Here is a 16,830-nt window from a genome sequence, read left to right as displayed (position 1 = left end):
TGCGAAGCGACCGCCCCCTCACACATTCGACCCATGGATCGCGTCGATCACCGCGTCGGTGACTTCCTTGGTCGTCGCCTTGCCGCCGACGTCGGGCGTCAGCACGCCGGCGGCGCACACCTTCTCCACCGCCGTCATCAGGCGCGCCGCGGCGTCCTTCTCGCCGAGATGCTCCAGCATCTGCGCACCGGTCCAGAAGGTCGCGACCGGGTTGGCGATGCCCTTGCCGGTGATGTCGAAGGCCGAGCCGTGGATCGGCTCGAACATCGACGGGTAACGGCGCTGCGGGTCGATGTTGCCGGTCGGCGCGACGCCGAGGCTGCCGGCGAGCGCGCCGGCGAGGTCGGAGAGAATATCGGCGTGCAGGTTGGTCGCGACGATGGTGTCGAGGCTCCTCGGATTGAGCGTCATCCGCACCGTCATGGCGTCGACCAGCATCTTGTCCCAGGTGACGTCGGGGAAGTCCTTCGCCACCTCGGCGGCGATCTCGTCCCACATCACCATGCCGTGGCGCTGCGCGTTCGACTTGGTCACCACGGTGAGGAATTTGCGCGGCCGCGACTGCGTCAGCTGGAACGCATAGCGCATGATCCGCGTCACGCCGACGCGGGTGAAGACGGCGACTTCGGTGCCGACCTCCTCCGGCAGGCCCTTGTGCGCGCGGCCGCCCATGCCGGCATATTCGCCTTCGGAATTCTCGCGCACGATCACCCAGTCGAGATCGCCGACGCCGACATTGCGCAGCGGCGAGGCGACGCCGGGCAGGATCTTTGTCGGCCGCACATTGGCGTATTGGTCAAAGCCCTGGCAGATCGGCAGGCGAAGGCCCCACAGCGTGATGTGGTCGGGCACATCGGGCGCGCCGACCGCGCCGAAATAGATCGCGTCGAAGTTCTTCAGCTCCGCGAGGCCGTCGGCCGGCATCATCACGCCGTGCTTCTTGTAATAGTCCGAGCCCCAGTCGAAGGTTTTGACGTTGAAGCTGATGTCGCCGCTGCGCTTCGCCAGCGCCTCCAGCACGCGGACGCCCGCGGAGATCACTTCGGGGCCGATGCCGTCGGCGGGGATGGCGGCGATGGAATGGGTACGCATGGGTTGTCTCCGGATGAGTGGTTAGCGGGTTCGCACGGGATTGGGTTGCGGTTCGGATTGTGCCGGCGCGCTCTGCGCGCGCGACAGCAGCAGCGTGAGCACGGCCGAGAGCACCAGGAGGCCGGCGACGAAATAGAGGCCGCCCTCGAAACTGCCGGTGCGTTCCTTGATCCAGCCGATCATCGCCGGCCCGACGAAGCCGCCGAGATTGCCGATCGAGTTGATGGTGGCGATTCCGGCCGCGGCGGCCGAGCCCGACAGGAACATGGTCGGCATGCTCCATAGCGGCGGCTTCGATGAGGAGATGCCGATATTGACCAGCGTCAGCGCCGCGATCACGGCGGCAAGGCCGGTCCACAGCCCGGCAAGCGCAAGTCCCGCCGCGGCTATCAGGCAGGCCAGCACCACGTGCCAGGTGCGCTCGCCGGTACGGTCGGAATGCCGCGCCCACAACACCATCGCGATCACGGCAACCGTCGCCGGTACCGCGTTGAGGAAGCCGACCTGGATCGACGACAGGCCGAACGCCTTGATGATCTGCGGCGCCCACACCCCAAGTGTGTAGAGCCCGGCCGAGGTGCCGAAATAGACCAGCGCCAGCGCCAGCACGCGCGGGTCGGCGAGGCCGCGCCAGATGCTGTGGCTCGCGGTTGAGACCTTGCCGTCGGTCTCGGCCTTCATGGTCTTGACCAGCCAGGCGCGCTCGTCGTCGGCAAGCCATCTGGCCTGCTCCGGGCGGTCGGTCAGGAAGCCCAGCACGACGACGCCGAGCAGCACGGCGGGCACCGCCTCCAGCACGAACAGCCATTGCCAGCCCTTGAAGCCGAGCATTCCGTCCATCTCCAGCAGCCCACCTGAGAGCGGCGAACCGAGCACGGTCGAGAGCGGTGCCGCTGCCATGAACAGCGCGGTGACGGCGGCGCGCTGCCGCGCCGGGAACCAGTAGGACAGATAGAGGATGATGCCGGGGAAGAAGCCGGCCTCGGCGGCGCCGAGCAGGAAGCGCAGCACGTAGAAGCTGGTCGCGCCCTGCACCAGCGCCATCGCCGCCGAGACCAGGCCCCAGGTGATCATCACCCGCGCGATCCAGATCCGCGCGCCGATCTTGTGCAGGATGATGTTGGAGGGCACCTCGAACAGGAAGTAGCCCCAGAAGAAGATACCGGCGCCGAAGCCATAGACGGTCGGCGACAGGCCGATGTCCTTGTTCATGGTCAGCGAGGCGAAGCCGATATTGACGCGGTCGATGAAGGCCACGAAGTACAGCAGCATGATGAACGGCACGATGCGCAGTGAGATCTTGCGCAATACGCGCGTGCCAAGCTCGCTTTCCATGGGCTTCTTCCCCGGGTTCGTGTTCTTTTTCGTCGTGATGAATGTGGGGTTGAGGTGGCGCCTGTAGTCTCCGTTCCACCTCCCCCGCAAGCGGGAGAGGGGGCGCAGTTTCTTCGCGGCCGAAGCTCAACCTGAATTCATCACCAATGGAAAGCCTAGAAGCTCGCGCCCTTTCGCTTCAACCCGCGCCGGTTTATACAAAAAAATGATATAATCGGGCCCGGTCTCACTTGGCGTCATGCCCGGCCTTGTGCCGGGCATCCACGTCTTGGCGGCAAAGAAAGACGTGGATGGCCGGGACAAGCCCGGCCATGACGAACGCAGGGCATAAGGAAGCGACGTCTTGGAACTGCACCAGCTTCGCTGCTTCGTCGCGGCTGCCGAGGAACTGCATTTCGGCCGCGCGGCGCAGCGCCTGCAGATGATGCCGTCGGCGCTGGGCCGCCACATCAAGCTCTTGGAAGAGGATCTCGGGGTGCGGCTGTTCGCGCGCACCACGCGCGCGGTGTCGTTGACCGAGGACGGGGCTGTGCTGCTGCGTGAGGGCCGCGCGCTGCTCGGCCGCGCCGAGGCGATCGAGAACGGCTTTCGCCGCCGCCTGCGCAAGCCACAGGCGCGGCGCTTCCGGATCGGCGCGATCGACAGCGCCGCGGCCGGCCTCTTGCCGCCGTTGCTGCGCGACGTTCGCGCCGCCTATCCGGACGTCGCGGTGCAACTGCTCGAGGAGAAGACCATCCGCCTGCTGCCGAAGCTCTTGTCGGGCGCGCTCGACCTTGCGTTCGTGCGCCCGCCGGAGCGGCCCGACCGGCGCATCGAGTTTGTCCCGCTGCTGCAGGAGACCGCCGTGGTGGCGCTGTCGCACAAGCACGCACTGGCGCGGCGCAAGCAGATCGTGCTGCCCGACATCGCGGATCAGCCCTTGATCGTGCCGGAGCGCCGCTCGCGGCCGCACAGCCACGATCTGACGACAAAACTGTTCGACGAGGCCGGGCTGACGCCGCGCATCCAGGAGATTGCCGACGAGAAGCAGACCATCGTCAACATGGTCGCAGCGCGGCTCGGCGTCGCCATCGTGCCGCGCTGGACCGCGCGGATGGCGATCCCCGGCGTCCGCTTTGTGCCGCTCCGCCTGAAGCGCGGCAGCAGCGCCGGCCGGTTGCCGCTCGCCGCCGCCTGGCTCAAAGGCTCCCGCGATCCGGTCCGCGACCAGGTGATCGCGGTGCTCCAGGCACGGTTGAAGAGTTACGCGCGCGAGGCGTGAGGGCGCTTCGTTGCGTGATGCCTCGACGGCCGATGAATGATTTTGGCCGGTTGACCTAGGTCAACACGACCTGCGCCGGCCAGGGTGAGCGTGCCCGGCATGGCGAAGCGTCAGGACTGGGTCATGATCGCAGGGTGCGTCGCTACCGCTTTGGCGGTGGTGGCGCTCGTCGCCCTTTTCTCTGCCTGAGCTGCGTCGCCCCCGTAATGTTACGGGGGTATTAAGCTAAGCCACGGAGATAACTCGGTAATTCCTAAAGCTCGAACACCGCTGGCACAAACTGCACTGGCTTGCCGAGTTCCTCCCGGCATAGCTTCCCCTTCCAACGTAGGGCGGCGTTATGGGCAACCTACTTTACAGCGTGTTTGTCGTGCTGATGGGGCTAAGCCCGGTTATCCTCATGGCGATTGCCATGTTCTTGAATTGAGGGCCGGAGCTGTGTCTTCCGGCGTGCCAACCACCAATCCATTCCGCTGGCGTGCTTAGTGAATCAATCCGCGATGCCTTAACCTGGTGAAAGGTTGGCGTCAGCGCGGGCGTGTACGCTCGCGCCCATGAATTGGGATCTGCTGTATTTCCGCCTCTCGCTCGTCTGGATGGCGATCACCGCCGCCATGCTGGTCTATGTGCTGGTCGCATAAGGGCTGACTCTCCGTCGCCGAAGGCCTTCCGCCGGTATTTTCCGCACGCGCCAATCGATAACATGCCGCCAGAATGCGAAGCTGCGTCACCATTAAAGCTGTCATCGCCCGGCTCGACCAAGCGATCCAGTACATCCCGTCATCCTGAGGTGCGAGCTCTTGCGAGCCTCGAAGGATGCACGGCCACCAGCCGGGCCGTCGCCCTTCGAGGCTCGCTCTGCTCGCACCTCAGGGTGACGGAATTGGCAGCTTTGGGTCTGGCTCTCATGGACAAGCTGGTAGACAAACGACTTGCCCCCCAGCCGCGGCTCAAATCTCCCCGGTTTTGCGGGTCGGCCATGAGTTCCTCGTTTGTAGACTCGCGTTATGTTATAATATAACAGTCGTTGCATGGCGCATACGCACACCCACGACCACCACCATCACGGCCACGCCCCCAACGGGCACAGCCACGGCCCGCACGCGCATCCGGCGCAGGCCGCGCACTGGTCGATCCTGCGCATGCCCGTGCCGGCCCGGCTGCTCGCGGCGCTCGCGGTCAGCGCCGGCCTGTGGGCGGTCGTCTGGCTGGCGATGAGGTGAGACCGGTGGCTGCTCTTGTTACCTTCCGCGACGTCACGCTCGGCTACGACCGCCACCCGGCGGTGCATCATCTCAATGGTGCCGTCGAGGCGGGTGCGCTGCTCGCCGTGATCGGCCCGAACGGCGCCGGCAAGTCGACCCTGCTGCGCGGCATCGCCGGCGTGCTCAAGCCGCTGTCGGGCGTGATCGATCTCGACGGGCTGGATCATCGCGACATCGCCTATCTGCCGCAGTCTGCCGACATCGACCGCAGCTTCCCGATCTCGGTGTTCGACTTCGTCGGCACCGGGCTGTGGCGTTCGACCGGCTTCTTCGGCGGCATCGGCAAGGCCGCGCGCGAGAAGATTTTGGCGGCGCTCGCCGCGGTCGGCCTCAACGGTTTCGAGAACCGCCCGATCGGCACGCTGTCGGGCGGCCAGACCCAGCGCATGCTGTTCGCGCGCGTGCTGTTGCAGGACGCCCGCCTGATTGTGCTCGACGAACCCTTCAACGCCATCGATGCCAAGACATCAGCCGATTTGTTGGCGCTGGTGAAGCGCTGGAACGGCGAGGGGCGCACCGTGCTGGCGGCGCTGCACGACCTCGACATGGTGCGTAACAATTTCCCGGAGACGCTGCTGCTGGCGCGCGGCCCGGTGGAATGGGGACCGACCGCCGAGGCGCTGACGGCGGACAATCTGATGGTCGCGATGCGGATGTGCGAGGCGTTCGACGACAGCGCCGCGGCCTGCGCCGCCGATCCACGCTCGCGGGCCGCTTGACGCCGATGCTTTCAGACGCGCTGGTCACGCCCTTCACCGAATTCGAGTTCATGCGCCGCGCGCTGGCGGCGGTGATCGCACTGTCGCTCGGCGGTGCGCCGATCGGCGTGTTCCTGATGCTGCGGCGGATGAGTCTGGTCGGCGACGCCATGGCGCATGCGATCCTGCCGGGGGCTGCGATCGGCTTCCTGCTGTCCGGGCTCAACCTGTTCGCGATGACGACCGGCGGCCTGATCGCCGGCTTTGCCGTGGCGCTGCTCGCGGGCCTCGTCGCCCGCACCACCGAATTGAAGGAGGACGCCTCGCTCGCGACCTTCTATCTGGTCTCGCTCGCGCTCGGCGTCACGATTGTTTCGATCAAGGGCACCAATATCGACCTGCTGCATGTGCTGTTCGGCAACATCCTGGCGATGGACGACCAGACCCTGCTGGTGATCGCGTTCAACGCCACCCTCACGCTGCTGGTGCTCGCAGTGATCTATCGCCCGCTGGTGATCGAATGCGTCGATCCGGTATTTTTGCGCACCGTGAGCCGGGCCGGCGCGCCGGCGCATCTCGCCTTCCTCGCACTCGTCGTGGTCAACCTCGTCAACGGCTTCCACGCGCTCGGCACGCTGCTCGGCGTCGGACTGATGATCCTGCCCGCGGGCATCGCGCGGTTCTGGTCGCGCGACATCACCACCATGATCTGCATCGCGGTCGCGAGCGCGATTGTGTCGGGTTATGCCGGGCTGGTGCTGTCGTACCAGACCCGGATTCCTTCCGGTCCCGCGATCATCCTGGTCGCGGCGGGGCTCTATATTGTGTCGCTGCTGTTCGGCAATGTCAGCGGCCTGGTGCGGCAGCTGTTTCCCGGCCGCCATCTCGAGGCGTGAGTACGATGCGGCGATTGTTCGGTTTGATTGGTCTGGCGCTGCTGCTGGCGAGCGGACCGGCGCGCGCCGCGGAGCGCATCAATGTCGTCGCGAGCTTCTCGATCCTCGCCGATATGGTGCGCAATGTCGGCGGTAATAATGTCGACGTGACGGCGCTGGTCGGGCCCGACGGCGATGCCCATGTCTACGCGCCGACGCCGGCAGACGCCAAGAAGGTCGCCGACGCCAAGCTCGTGGTCATCAACGGCCTCGGCTTCGAAGGCTGGATGCCGCGGCTGCTGCAGGCCTCGGGCAGCAAGGCGCCGATCGCGGTGGCGACCAAGGGGATCATGCCACGGAAAATGGGTGGCCATGACGATCCGCATGCCTGGCAATCCGTGGCCAATGCGAAGATCTACGTCGTCAATATTCGCGACGGGCTGATCGCGGTGGCGCCCGACCAAGCTGCCGTGTTCAAAGCCAATGCCGACGCCTATCTGGCCAAGCTGGAGGCGCTCGACCGCGAGGTGCATGAGGCGGTGGCGAAAGTGCCGGAGGCGCGGCGCAAGGTGATCTCGACCCATGGCGCCTTCGGTTATTTCGCCGATGCCTACGGGGTCACGTTCTTCTCGCCGCTCAGCGTGTCCACCGATTCCGAGCCCAGCGCGCGCGATATCGCCGCGATCATCGCCCAGATCAAGCTTGCGAAAATTCCGGCAGTTTTTCTCGAAAATATCAGCGATCCCCGCCTGATCGAGCGGATCGCGGCCGAGACCGGTGCCCGGGTCGGCGGCACCCTGTATTCGGACGGTTTGACGGCCGAAAAGGGCGATGCACCCACTTACATTGATATGGTCAGGCACAATATAAAGGCCCTGACCAGCGCGCTCGCCGAGTAGGGCAGGGGCCTCCTTGCCGGGGTTGAGTGCCGAGATCCAAGTTCCTTCGGAGTTATTATGGCTGAAGCTTCGCAAAAAATTCCTGTGACCGTGCTGACGGGCTATCTCGGCGCCGGCAAGACCACGTTGTTGAACCGCATCCTGTCGGAAAACCACGGCAAGAAATACGCCGTCATCGTCAATGAATTCGGCGAGATCGGCATCGACAACGACCTCATCATTGGCGCCGATGAGGAAGTGTTCGAGATGAACAATGGCTGCGTGTGCTGCACGGTGCGCGGCGACCTCGTCCGCATCATGGACGGCCTGATGAAGCGCAAGGGCAAGTTCGACGCCATCATCGTCGAGACCACCGGCCTTGCCGATCCGGCGCCGGTCGCGCAGACCTTCTTCGTCGACGAGGACGTGCAGAAGAACGCCCGGCTCGACGCGGTCGTGACCGTCGCCGACGCCAAATGGCTGAGCGACCGGCTCAAGGACGCGCCGGAGGCCAAGAACCAGATCGCGTTCGCCGACGTCATCGTGCTGAACAAGACCGACCTGGTCTCCAAGCCCGAGCTCGCCGAGGTCGAAGCCCGCATCCGCGGCATCAATCCCTATGCCAAGCTGCACCGCACCGAGCGTTGCCAGGTCGGGCTGACCGATGTGCTGGAGCGCGGCGCGTTCGATCTCGACCGCATCCTGGAGATCGAGCCCGATTTCCTCGAGGCCGGCGACGATCACGATCATCATCACCATGACCATGATCATCACCACCACCACGATCACGACTATGGCCATGGCGGGTTGAAGCATTATCACGACGAGGACATGCAGTCGCTGTCGCTGCGCTCGGAGAAGCCGCTCGACCCGACCAAGTTCATGCCCTGGTTGCAGCAGCTCGTCGCCACCGAGGGTCAGAAGATCCTGCGCTCGAAGGGCATTCTCGCCTTCACCGGCGATGACGACCGCTACGTGTTCCAGGGCGTCCACATGATGCTGGAGGGCGACCATCAGCGGAAATGGAAGGACGGCGAGAAGCGCGAGAGCCGCGTCGTGTTCATCGGTCGCGAACTGCCCGAGCAGGCGATCCGCGACGGCTTCGAGCAGTGCATCACCACGTGATGAAAGAGTTCGATCCGGGCGAGGCCCCTTCTTCCATCGTTTCGATCACCGACCGCGTCAAGCCGCTGCCGCTCGGCGCGGCTGTCGGATCGGTCTATTTCCTCGGCGACCGCGCGTTCTTCGTCGGCGCCGAGGAGGGTGTTGCGATCGCGACCGCCGACGGCGAAATCACACGGACGGAGACGCATTTCGGCGCCATTCTGTGCGCCGCCTCCGACGGCAAGCGGCTGGTCACCGGCGGTGACGACGGCAAGCTGATCGCGATCGATGCCAAGGGCGGGACCTCTGTCATTGCGACCGACGCCAAGCGGCGCTGGATCGACAATGTCGCGCTGCATGGCGACGGCACGCTGGCATGGTCGGCGGGCAAGACCGCCTTCGTGCGCAATCCCAAGGGCGAAGAGAAAACCTTCGAGGTGCCGTCGACCGTCGGCGGGCTTGCCTTTGCGCCGAAGGGCCTGCGGCTCGCGATCGCACATTACAACGGCGTGACCTTGTGGTTTCCCAACATGGCGGCCAATCCGGAGTTTCTGGAATGGGCCGGCTCGCATCTCGCCGTCATGTTCAGCCCGGACAACAAATTCCTCGTCACCGCGATGCACGAACCTGCAATGCATGGCTGGCGGCTCGCCGACAACCGGCACATGCGGATGAGCGGCTATCCCGGCCGCGTCCGCTCGATGTCATGGAGCGCCGGCGGCAAGGGGCTCGCGACCTCGGGCGCCGATACCGTGATCGTCTGGCCGTTCACCAGCAAGGACGGGCCGATGGGCAAGGAGCCGGCGATGCTGGCGCCGATGCCGGCGCGGGTCGCCGTGGTCGCCTGCCATCCGAAGAACGACATCATGGCGGTCGGCTATGCCGACGGCACCGTGCTGATGGTCCGCCTCGAGGACGGCGCCGAGATCCTGGTGCGCCGGAACGCCGGCACGGCGGTGTCGGCGCTGGGATGGAATGCCAAGGGCACGCTGCTCGCCTTCGGCACGGAAGATGGTGACGCGGGCATCGTGGAAATGTAAGAGATCGCGGCAGACGAAGCGTTTTCGAGCGAAGAAAACGCGTCAAAAGACGAAGCTCGCGCCGGGGCAGCGCCATGCGGTTTCTCACCACATTCCAGCTCGCCGACTTCATCGACACGCTGGTCAGCCTGACCACGGCCTTTGTGCTCGGCACCCTGATCGGCGCCGAACGGCAGTACCGGCAGCGCACCGCGGGTCTGCGCACCAATGTGCTGGTCGCGGTCGGCGCTGCCGCCTTCGTCGACCTCGCGATGCATCTGGCCGGCGCCGACGGCGCGGTGCGGGTGATCGCCTATGTCGTGTCGGGGATCGGCTTCCTCGGCGCCGGCGTCATCATGAAGCAGGGCATGGACGTGCGCGGCCTCAACACCGCGGCGACGCTGTGGGCCTCGGCCGCGGTCGGCTCCTGCGCCGGTGCTGACCTCGTGGCGCAGGCGGCGGCGCTGACCGTGTTCGTGATCGCCGGCAACACGCTGCTGCGTCCGCTGGTCAACGCCATCAACCGCATCCCGCTGAACGAGAAGGCCTCGGAGGCGACCTACTATTTCAAGCTCGCGGTCACCCCCGAGGCATTGCCCGACATGCGCGATCGCCTGGTCGAGAAGCTGGAGGCCGCGAACTACCCGGTCGCCGATGTCGACGTGGTCGAGGCCGGCGACGACTTCCTCGAGATCGTGGCGACACTGGTCTCGACCGCGGTCGAACCCAACGAGCTGAATGCCGTGGTGGTCGACCTGCAGCATCAGCCCGGCGTGCGGCACGCGACCTGGGAGGTCAGCACCACGGATTGAGCCGAGGTTCCCGCAGGCACCGCTTCGGAACCATGCCGTGGCGGGATCGTTGACCCCGCGGACAAGGCGCAGGTGAACGAGATGGCCGTGGATCGGAGCAGGTTGCGAATCGACATGCTGATCGCCTCGACGCTGGTGGCGGCGGGCGTTGCGATCGCGGTGCTTTCGCTGCACGCGATCAATGCCGCCCCGCCGCAAGAGATCGCGCAGGCGACCCAGCCGCTGCAACCGACGCCGACGCCCGAGCCGCAGCAGACGGCGCCGCCGGCCGAGTCGAAGCCGGGCGGCGAGCGGCCGACCACGCCGGCGCCGCAGCCCGCGCGTCCCGACGATGAGGCACAGAAGTCCGGCGCCAAGCCAATGCTGCCGCCCGCGCCCGCGGAGAAGACCGCGCCGCCGATCGAGAAAAAGTAAGCGCGCCGCGGCCCGCATTGTGACGCGGATTTGACGGACTCTGCCGATTATACGGTCTCGCCTCCGCCGCTGGCGCCCTCCATAATCTGTCGTCTTGCCAACGACAGATGGGGCCTGCCATGAAGATCGAGGACGTCCGGCGCACCGCCTATTCGATGCCGCTCACCAACCCGTCGTTTCCGCCGGGCCCCTACCGGTTCTTTGACCGCGAATATTTCATCATCACCTACAAGACCGACCCGGAAGCGCTCGCCGCCGTGGTGCCGGAGCCGCTCGAGGTCGCCGAGCCGGTGGTGAAGTACGAGTTCATCCGCATGCCGGACTCGACCGGTTTCGGCGACTACACCGAGACCGGGCAGGTGATCCCGGTTCGATTCAGGGGCGAGGAGGGTGCCTATACCCACGCGATGTATCTCGACGATGAAGGTCCGATCGCCGGCGGCCGCGAGCTGTGGGGATTTCCGAAGAAGCTGGCCAAGCCCAGGATCGAGGTCGAGAGCGACGTGCTGGTCGGCTCGCTGCATTACGGCTCGGTGCTCTGCGCCTCCGCCACCATGGGCTACAAGCACCGCAAGGTCGACCTCGACACCGTGCTGAAATCGATGACAGCGCCGAACTTCATTCTGAAAATCATCCCGCATGTCGACGGCAGCCCGCGGATCTGCGAGCTGGTGCGGTTTCATCTGGAAGACATCACGCTGAAGGAGGCCTGGACCGGTCCCGCCGCTCTCGGGCTGTTTCCGCACGCGCTGTGCGACGTCGCCCGCCTGCCGGTGCGCGAGGTGATCTCGGCGCTGCATTTCAAGGCGGACCTGACGCTCGGCCTCGGCTCGGTCGCGTTCGACTACATGGCGAGATGACGAAGTCATTCCGGGGCATCGCGCCAGCGATGAACAGCGGTGCGCACTCGCGCACCGGAGAATCTCGCGCAGCTATCTCGAGATCCCGGGTCTGCGCGCCTGAGCGCGCATCCCGGGATGACCTTTCGGGTCAGCGCACCAGAATATTCTTGAACTGCCAGGGATCGCTGGTGTCGATATCTTCCGGGAACAGTCCCGGACGATCCGTCAGCGGGGTCCAGTCGGTGTAGAAACCCTTCACCGGGCCGAGATACGGCAGCTGGATTTCCAAGAGACGATCGAAGTCCATCTCGTCGGCCTCGACGATGCCTTCGTTCGGGTTTTCCAGCGCCCACACCATGCCGCCGAGCACGGCGGACGTCACCTGCAGGCCAGTGGCGTTCTGATAGGGCGCGAGCTTGCGGGTCTCCTCGATGGAGAGCTGCGAGCCGTACCAGTAAGCATTGTTGTCATGGCCGAACAGCAGGACGCCGAGCTCGTCGATGCCATCGACGATTTCGTTCTCGTCGAGGATGTGGTGCTTTTCCTGCATCTTCGCTGCGCGGCCGAACATTTCATGCAGCGACAGCACGGCGTCGTCGGCCGGATGATAGGCATAGTGGCAGGTCGGCCGATAGATCGCCGTGCCCGCTGCGTCACGCACCGTGAAGTAATCGGCGATCGAGATCGACTCGTTGTGGGTGACGAGGAAGCCATACTGCGCGCCGCGGGTCGGGCACCAGGTGCGCACGCGCGTGTTGGCGCCGGGCTGCATCAGATAGATGGCCGCGCCGCAGCCGGCTTCGTGGGTATGGGCATTCTCGGGCATCCATTTCTCATGGGTGCCCCAACCGAGTTCGGACGGCTGCACGCCTTCCGACAGGAAACCTTCCACCGACCAGGTGTTGACGAAGACGTCAGGCTCTTTCGGCGACTTGGAGCGCTGGGTGTCGCGTTCGGCGATGTGGATGCCCTTCACGCCGGCCTGCCGCATCAAGTCCGCCCATTCGGCCTTGGTCTTCGGCTTCGGGGCATTGAGCTTCAGATCGGCAGCGACATTGAGCAGCGCCTGCTTGACGAAGAACGAGACCATGCCGGGATTGGCGCCACAGCAGGAGACGGCCGTCGTCGAGCCCGCGGGGCGCGCCTTCTTGGCGGCCAGCGTCACTTCGCGAAGCGCGTAGTTGGAGCGCGCTTCCGGGCCCTTCGACGAATCGAAATAAAAGCCGAGCCAAGGCTCGTTGACGGTGTCGATGTAGAGAGCGCCGAGTTCGTTGCAGAGCTCCATGATGTCGGTCGAGCCGGTATCGACCGACAGATTGACGCAAAAGCCCTGGCCGCCGCCTTCAGTGAGCAGCGGGCTCAGCAGGTCGCGATAATTGTCCTTGGTCACGGCCTTCTGGATGAATTTGACGTTGTGCTTCTCGCAATGCGCCTTGCGGCCCTCGTCCTTGGGGTCGATCACGGTGACGCGCGACTTGTCGTAATCGAGATGCCGCTCGATCAAAGGCAGCGTGCCTTTGCCGATCGAGCCGAAGCCGATCATGACAATGGGACCTGTGATCTTCGCGTAGATCTGCGAGGCGGGGCTCATCATTTTCTCCAGGAGAGTGCCTAGCGGCGGATAGAGTGGATCAGGGGTTGCGACGCTTCGCGGTGACTTCGATCTCGACCTTCATCTCGGGCTTGTAGAGCCCCGCGACGATCAGCATCGTTGCGGCCGGGCGGATGTCGCCGAGGACCTCGCCGCAGACCGCGAAATGGGCATCCACGTCACGGGCATCGGTGAGGTAGTAGGTCGCGCGAACGATGTCGGCCATCGCAAAGCCTCCCTCCTTGAGGGCGGCCTCGATGGTCTTGAAGCAGTTCCGTGACTGGCTCGTGACATCCGATGGCATGGTCATCGTGGCGTAGTCATAGCCGGTGGTTCCCGCGACGAAAGCGAAGTCGCCGTCGATCACGGCGCGGCTGTAGCCGGCGGTCTTCTCAAAGGGCGAGCCGGTGGAAATCAGGCGGCGGGACATCTGGACCTCGACGAAAAATGGCTTTGCGCGGGGTTTACGGGCATTTTTGCCGCCCGCGCAACCCCTTGGTTCAGGCCTGGCGCGGCCGGCGTTAGTGGGACTGCAGCGTGGTGTCGGGCGGCGATGGCGGCGAGCCGGTCCAGCGCCGGACCAGGATATCCCTGACGATCATCACCGAGATCAGGATCAGCATGACCGTGGTGACGAGGCCGCGCCAACGCGGGCGCGCGCCATCGGTGATGGGAAGGTGCTCCGACATGACGGCCCACCTTACGCCGCGTGCGGCACGGCGAGCGGTGCCTTCCGGGTCCGGGATCGCGTCCGCGATGTCTTGGCCTCGGGCAGCGGCGCGCCGGTCGGCGTGATCATGCCCCAGGCGCCGTCCAGCGCGCCCGCGACAAGCTCGAGGCCGAGCAGCCGCTCGCGCTCGAACGTGCCAGGCAGCGACAGCTCGCCGGTCTTGGCCGCGGTGAAGCCGAAGCGGGCGTAGTAGGGCGCATCGCCAAGCAGGATCACGGCGCCGTGGTCGCGCGCCTTCGCGACCGCCAGCGCGCGCTGCATCAGCGCGGCGCCGACGCCGAGGCTGCGGCAGTCGTCGTCGACTGCCAGCGGCCCCAGCATCAGCGCGCTGCGGCCCCCCGCGCTGACGTGCCACAACCGCACGGTTCCAACCAGCCGGCCGTCCTGGCGCACGGCCGCAAGGCTCAGGCCTTCGGCGGGCGCGCGTCCGTCGCGCAGGCGCTGGCAGGTGCGCGTATGGCGATTGCAGCCAAAGCAGGCATCCAGCAGCGCTTCGCGCGCGACGACGTCCGAGCCACGCTCCGCACGGATCGCGAACGGGGCGGCATCTCGGATGAGGGCAACGGGGGTGTTCCGTTTTGCAGTCATGGCACGTCAGTCCCCGCTTGCAACGGCATGTCGTACGCCGCGGCAAGCGTCGTTCAGGAAAGTCAAAAATGATCGGGGAGGAGCCGGCGGGGCCGGCTCCCGGTTTATCGAGCCTCGAAAAGGAGGCGGGTCAGATGTGGTAGGTCTTCAGCGGCGGAATGCCGTTGAACGCCACCGACGAGTAGGTCGACGTATAGGCGCCGGTGCCTTCGATCAGCAGCTTGTCGCCGATCTCGAGCGTCACCGGAAGCGGATACGGCAGCTTCTCGTACAGCACGTCGGCGCTGTCGCAGGTCGGGCCCGCGAGCACGCACGGCGTCATGTCCGCCCCGTCATGCGGGGTGCGGATGGCGTAGCGGATCGATTCGTCCATCGTCTCGGCGAGACCGCCGAACTTGCCGATGTCGAGATAGACCCAGCGCACCTCGTCCTCGTCGCTCTTCTTCGAGATCAGAACGACTTCGGTCTCGATGATTCCGGCATTGCCGACCATGCCGCGGCCCGGCTCGATGATCGTCTCCGGGATCTGGTTGCCGAAATGCTTGCGCAGCGCGCGGAAGATCGACCGGCCATATTGCAGGACCGGCGGAACGTCCTTGAGGTACTTGGTCGGGAAGCCTCCACCCATATTGACCATGGTGAGGTTGATCCCGCGCTCGGCGCAGTCACGGAACACGGTCGACGCCATCGCGAGCGCGCGATCCCACGCCTTCACCTTGCGCTGCTGCGAGCCGACATGGAACGAGATGCCGCACGGCTCCAGACCCAGGCGCTTGGCGAGGTCGAGCACTTCGACCGCCATCTCCGGGTCGCAGCCGAACTTGCGCGACAGCGGCCACTCGGCGCCGGCGCAGTCATAGAGGATGCGGCAGAACACCTTGGCGCCGGGGGCGGCGCGGGCGACCTTCTCGACCTCGGCGGCGCAGTCGACCGCGAACAGGCGAATGCCGAGCGCGAAGGCACGCGCGATGTCGCGCTCCTTCTTGATCGTGTTGCCATAGGAGATGCGGTCCGGCGTCGCACCGGCGGCCAGCGCCATCTCGATCTCCGCGACGGTCGCGGTGTCGAAGCAGGAGCCGAGCGAGGCCAGCAGCGAGAGCACTTCGGGCGCAGGATTAGCCTTCACCGCGTAGAACACGCGGCTGTCCGGCAGCGCCTTCGCGAAGGTCTGGTAGTTGTCGCGCACGACTTCGAGGTCGACGACGAGGCACGGCTCGGTGTCGAGACCATCCTGGCGGCGGTTGCGCAGGAATTCCTGGATACGTTCAGTCATGGCACTCTCCAACGGCCCCAGCGACGGGATCCGCATCAACGTGACGTCGGGTAAGAGCGCTTCGGCCACATCGCGCGATGGAGGCGCGTTGAGGCCAAGAGACTCAAACCAGACTGTGCTGCCGTGGATTGGTTGGGAGAGTTTCCCGCCCGCTCACCTGGCAATGAAGGACAAGCCTTTTCAGTAGCCCGGGCCGGCGTTGGACCGCCGGTAGAGACCAAAAAAGCCCGATCCGTCGTTGCTTTAAGTCGCGTCCCCCGTTGAGAGCGGGGTGCGCCGGTTCGCCTCCGGCTGCCAGTCACGGTTGCAAAGAGTGGTGAGACCTTCAACGGCATCCCTGGAGAGAGATGCTGGCCGCCTCGTGTCCTGATGGACGTAAGCGACCCTCGGTTCTTCCACCCCTTGGCGGCTGTCCGGCCTCTTGTCCGGATACCTACCGACTGACACACGACCACAGGCACGTGCGAAATTGGGCAAGGCAGGAAATAAGTCTTTTGACTTCGCGGCGCAAGAATTTTTTTGCGATAGCGGCAAATTTCCCTAACGCGTGCTTGCGATGTCGCGCGCAGCACGCGTCGGAGGCGCTGAAGATGAACGGCTGTTAAGAATGACTAACGAAGCGTGTGTGCGTTTTAGCCCTGTGCCGCAGCGCTTTCTTGAATCGCTCAAGCTCACGCGCGACGCGTGAACGGCTCGACGCGCTGCGCGGCGCGGATGAAGGCGATCATGATCAAGACGCCGATGCCGAACAGCACCGCCTGCAGGATGTGCGCGGCGACATCGTCGAGTCCGAGCAGGATCGCGAGCGCCCAGCCGCCGGCGAACGCCGCGCCGAACACTTCCGCGCCGATCAGGATCGCCGCCGAGATCACGGTGATGACGCTCGGCCAGACGATGGTGCGGTTGCCTGAGGTGGAGGGCTGCATGGTCATGGAATAGGTCCTGTTCAGGGGGCGCAATCTCTCCGAAAAGTGCCCATCTATCAAGCGCAAAAGGCCCAAAAATGCCGTATCGCGTGATATAGATTGGGCAGCATTTTCAAGGCGAAAAACG

Annotated in this window: 18 protein-coding genes; 10 read left to right on the top strand and 8 right to left on the bottom strand. The window is 65.3% G+C overall.

Annotated elements, in window-relative coordinates; all coding sequences use genetic code 11:
* Positions 1–18 precede the first annotated feature (18 nt).
* Together PMN64_RS20480 and PMN64_RS20475 are read right to left on the bottom strand one after the other, a co-directional pair.
* Positions 19–1,092 (bottom strand): tartrate dehydrogenase, encoded by a 1,074-nt coding sequence (locus PMN64_RS20480; protein ID WP_411781921.1) that lies wholly within the window; start codon positions 1,090–1,092, stop codon positions 19–21.
* A 21-nt stretch (positions 1,093–1,113) separates the two neighbouring features.
* Positions 1,114–2,427: an MFS transporter gene (locus tag PMN64_RS20475; RefSeq protein WP_411781920.1), complete on the bottom strand. Its 1,314-nt coding sequence runs from the start codon at positions 2,425–2,427 to the stop codon at positions 1,114–1,116.
* Positions 2,428–2,770: 343 nt separating this feature from the next.
* Here PMN64_RS20475 and PMN64_RS20470 point away from each other — a divergent pair, with 343 nt between their 5' ends.
* The 10 genes from PMN64_RS20470 (at position 2,771) to PMN64_RS20425 (ending at position 11,613) form a co-directional block, all read left to right on the top strand.
* Positions 2,771–3,688 (top strand): LysR family transcriptional regulator, encoded by a 918-nt coding sequence (locus PMN64_RS20470; protein WP_304498596.1) that lies wholly within the window; start codon positions 2,771–2,773, stop codon positions 3,686–3,688.
* Between the two features lie 1,031 nt (positions 3,689–4,719).
* Positions 4,720–4,911 carry a hypothetical protein gene (locus PMN64_RS20465; protein WP_304498597.1) on the top strand — a complete coding sequence of 64 codons (192 nt, stop codon included), beginning with the start codon at positions 4,720–4,722 and terminating at the stop codon, positions 4,909–4,911.
* 5 nt (positions 4,912–4,916) lie between these two features.
* Positions 4,917–5,672, top strand: a complete 756-nt coding sequence (locus PMN64_RS20460; protein WP_028341368.1) for a metal ABC transporter ATP-binding protein — start codon at positions 4,917–4,919, stop codon at positions 5,670–5,672.
* Between the two features lie 5 nt (positions 5,673–5,677).
* A complete protein-coding gene (locus PMN64_RS20455; RefSeq protein ID WP_028341367.1) occupies positions 5,678–6,547 on the top strand; it encodes a metal ABC transporter permease in 870 nt (289 codons plus the stop codon).
* Positions 6,548–6,552: 5 nt separating this feature from the next.
* On the top strand, positions 6,553–7,425 hold the full coding sequence (locus tag PMN64_RS20450) for a metal ABC transporter substrate-binding protein (protein ID WP_411781919.1): 873 nt from the start codon (positions 6,553–6,555) through the stop codon (positions 7,423–7,425).
* A gap of 57 nt (positions 7,426–7,482) precedes the next feature.
* Positions 7,483–8,529 (top strand): CobW family GTP-binding protein, encoded by a 1,047-nt coding sequence (locus PMN64_RS20445; protein WP_411781918.1) that lies wholly within the window; start codon positions 7,483–7,485, stop codon positions 8,527–8,529.
* Positions 8,529–9,548, top strand: a complete 1,020-nt coding sequence (locus PMN64_RS20440; RefSeq protein ID WP_411781917.1) for a WD40 repeat domain-containing protein — start codon at positions 8,529–8,531, stop codon at positions 9,546–9,548. Before PMN64_RS20445 ends, PMN64_RS20440 begins: the two co-directional genes overlap by 1 nt.
* Positions 9,549–9,622: 74 nt before the next feature.
* Positions 9,623–10,339 carry an MgtC/SapB family protein gene (locus tag PMN64_RS20435; protein WP_018269700.1) on the top strand — a complete coding sequence of 239 codons (717 nt, stop codon included), beginning with the start codon at positions 9,623–9,625 and terminating at the stop codon, positions 10,337–10,339.
* 81 nt (positions 10,340–10,420) lie between these two features.
* Positions 10,421–10,753 (top strand): hypothetical protein, encoded by a 333-nt coding sequence (locus tag PMN64_RS20430; protein WP_411781916.1) that lies wholly within the window; start codon positions 10,421–10,423, stop codon positions 10,751–10,753.
* Positions 10,754–10,872: 119 nt separating this feature from the next.
* Positions 10,873–11,613: an acetoacetate decarboxylase gene (locus PMN64_RS20425; protein ID WP_304498602.1), complete on the top strand. Its 741-nt coding sequence runs from the start codon at positions 10,873–10,875 to the stop codon at positions 11,611–11,613.
* 130 nt (positions 11,614–11,743) lie between these two features.
* Here PMN64_RS20425 and PMN64_RS20420 read toward each other — a convergent pair whose 3' ends face one another.
* The 6 genes from PMN64_RS20420 to PMN64_RS20395 all read right to left on the bottom strand — a co-directional run bounded on the left by PMN64_RS20420 (position 11,744) and on the right by PMN64_RS20395 (position 16,709).
* Positions 11,744–13,186, bottom strand: coding sequence for a homospermidine synthase (locus PMN64_RS20420; protein WP_304500217.1), 1,443 nt, complete (start codon positions 13,184–13,186; stop codon positions 11,744–11,746).
* A 40-nt stretch (positions 13,187–13,226) separates the two neighbouring features.
* Complete coding sequence (locus tag PMN64_RS20415; protein ID WP_028332860.1) at positions 13,227–13,616, bottom strand: RidA family protein; 390 nt, start codon at positions 13,614–13,616, stop codon at positions 13,227–13,229.
* 91 nt (positions 13,617–13,707) lie between these two features.
* A complete protein-coding gene (locus PMN64_RS20410; protein ID WP_411781915.1) occupies positions 13,708–13,875 on the bottom strand; it encodes a hypothetical protein in 168 nt (55 codons plus the stop codon).
* Between the two features lie 11 nt (positions 13,876–13,886).
* The gene (locus PMN64_RS20405; RefSeq protein ID WP_411781914.1) at positions 13,887–14,504 is read right to left on the bottom strand and encodes a GNAT family N-acetyltransferase; all 618 of its coding nucleotides are present in this window, start codon (positions 14,502–14,504) and stop codon (positions 13,887–13,889) included.
* A gap of 130 nt (positions 14,505–14,634) precedes the next feature.
* Complete coding sequence (locus tag PMN64_RS20400) at positions 14,635–15,777, bottom strand: type III PLP-dependent enzyme (RefSeq protein ID WP_016842601.1); 1,143 nt, start codon at positions 15,775–15,777, stop codon at positions 14,635–14,637.
* 671 nt (positions 15,778–16,448) lie between these two features.
* Positions 16,449–16,709, bottom strand: a complete 261-nt coding sequence (locus PMN64_RS20395) for a hypothetical protein (protein ID WP_028341358.1) — start codon at positions 16,707–16,709, stop codon at positions 16,449–16,451.
* Positions 16,710–16,830 lie beyond the last annotated feature (121 nt).

The sequence above is a fragment of the Bradyrhizobium sp. UFLA01-814 genome, assembly GCF_046718885.1.
In the GTDB taxonomy this organism is placed as follows: domain Bacteria; phylum Pseudomonadota; class Alphaproteobacteria; order Rhizobiales; family Xanthobacteraceae; genus Bradyrhizobium; species Bradyrhizobium elkanii.
The sequence above is the reverse complement of the archived record's forward strand: the minus strand, read 5'-3'. Positions and strand labels throughout refer to the sequence as shown.

What these genes read in the sequence shown, in the direction of transcription:
- PMN64_RS20435 (WP_018269700.1), top strand. Translation starts at nt 9,623, where the DNA reads ATGCGGTTTCTCACCACATTCCAGCTCGCCGACTTCATCGACACGCTG.
- PMN64_RS20450 (WP_411781919.1), top strand. Translation starts at nt 6,553, where the DNA reads ATGCGGCGATTGTTCGGTTTGATTGGTCTGGCGCTGCTGCTGGCGAGC.
- PMN64_RS20430 (WP_411781916.1), top strand. Translation starts at nt 10,421, where the DNA reads ATGGCCGTGGATCGGAGCAGGTTGCGAATCGACATGCTGATCGCCTCG.
- PMN64_RS20425 (WP_304498602.1), top strand. Translation starts at nt 10,873, where the DNA reads ATGAAGATCGAGGACGTCCGGCGCACCGCCTATTCGATGCCGCTCACC.
- PMN64_RS20410 (WP_411781915.1), bottom strand. Translation starts at nt 13,875, where the DNA reads ATGTCGGAGCACCTTCCCATCACCGATGGCGCGCGCCCGCGTTGGCGC.
- PMN64_RS20420 (WP_304500217.1), bottom strand. Translation starts at nt 13,186, where the DNA reads ATGAGCCCCGCCTCGCAGATCTACGCGAAGATCACAGGTCCCATTGTC.
- PMN64_RS20445 (WP_411781918.1), top strand. Translation starts at nt 7,483, where the DNA reads ATGGCTGAAGCTTCGCAAAAAATTCCTGTGACCGTGCTGACGGGCTAT.
- PMN64_RS20395 (WP_028341358.1), bottom strand. Translation starts at nt 16,709, where the DNA reads ATGACCATGCAGCCCTCCACCTCAGGCAACCGCACCATCGTCTGGCCG.
- PMN64_RS20480 (WP_411781921.1), bottom strand. Translation starts at nt 1,092, where the DNA reads ATGCGTACCCATTCCATCGCCGCCATCCCCGCCGACGGCATCGGCCCC.
- PMN64_RS20405 (WP_411781914.1), bottom strand. Translation starts at nt 14,504, where the DNA reads ATGACTGCAAAACGGAACACCCCCGTTGCCCTCATCCGAGATGCCGCC.
- PMN64_RS20400 (WP_016842601.1), bottom strand. Translation starts at nt 15,777, where the DNA reads ATGACTGAACGTATCCAGGAATTCCTGCGCAACCGCCGCCAGGATGGT.
- PMN64_RS20415 (WP_028332860.1), bottom strand. Translation starts at nt 13,616, where the DNA reads ATGTCCCGCCGCCTGATTTCCACCGGCTCGCCCTTTGAGAAGACCGCC.
- PMN64_RS20440 (WP_411781917.1), top strand. Translation starts at nt 8,529, where the DNA reads ATGAAAGAGTTCGATCCGGGCGAGGCCCCTTCTTCCATCGTTTCGATC.
- PMN64_RS20475 (WP_411781920.1), bottom strand. Translation starts at nt 2,427, where the DNA reads ATGGAAAGCGAGCTTGGCACGCGCGTATTGCGCAAGATCTCACTGCGC.
- PMN64_RS20465 (WP_304498597.1), top strand. Translation starts at nt 4,720, where the DNA reads ATGGCGCATACGCACACCCACGACCACCACCATCACGGCCACGCCCCC.
- PMN64_RS20455 (WP_028341367.1), top strand. Translation starts at nt 5,678, where the DNA reads ATGCTTTCAGACGCGCTGGTCACGCCCTTCACCGAATTCGAGTTCATG.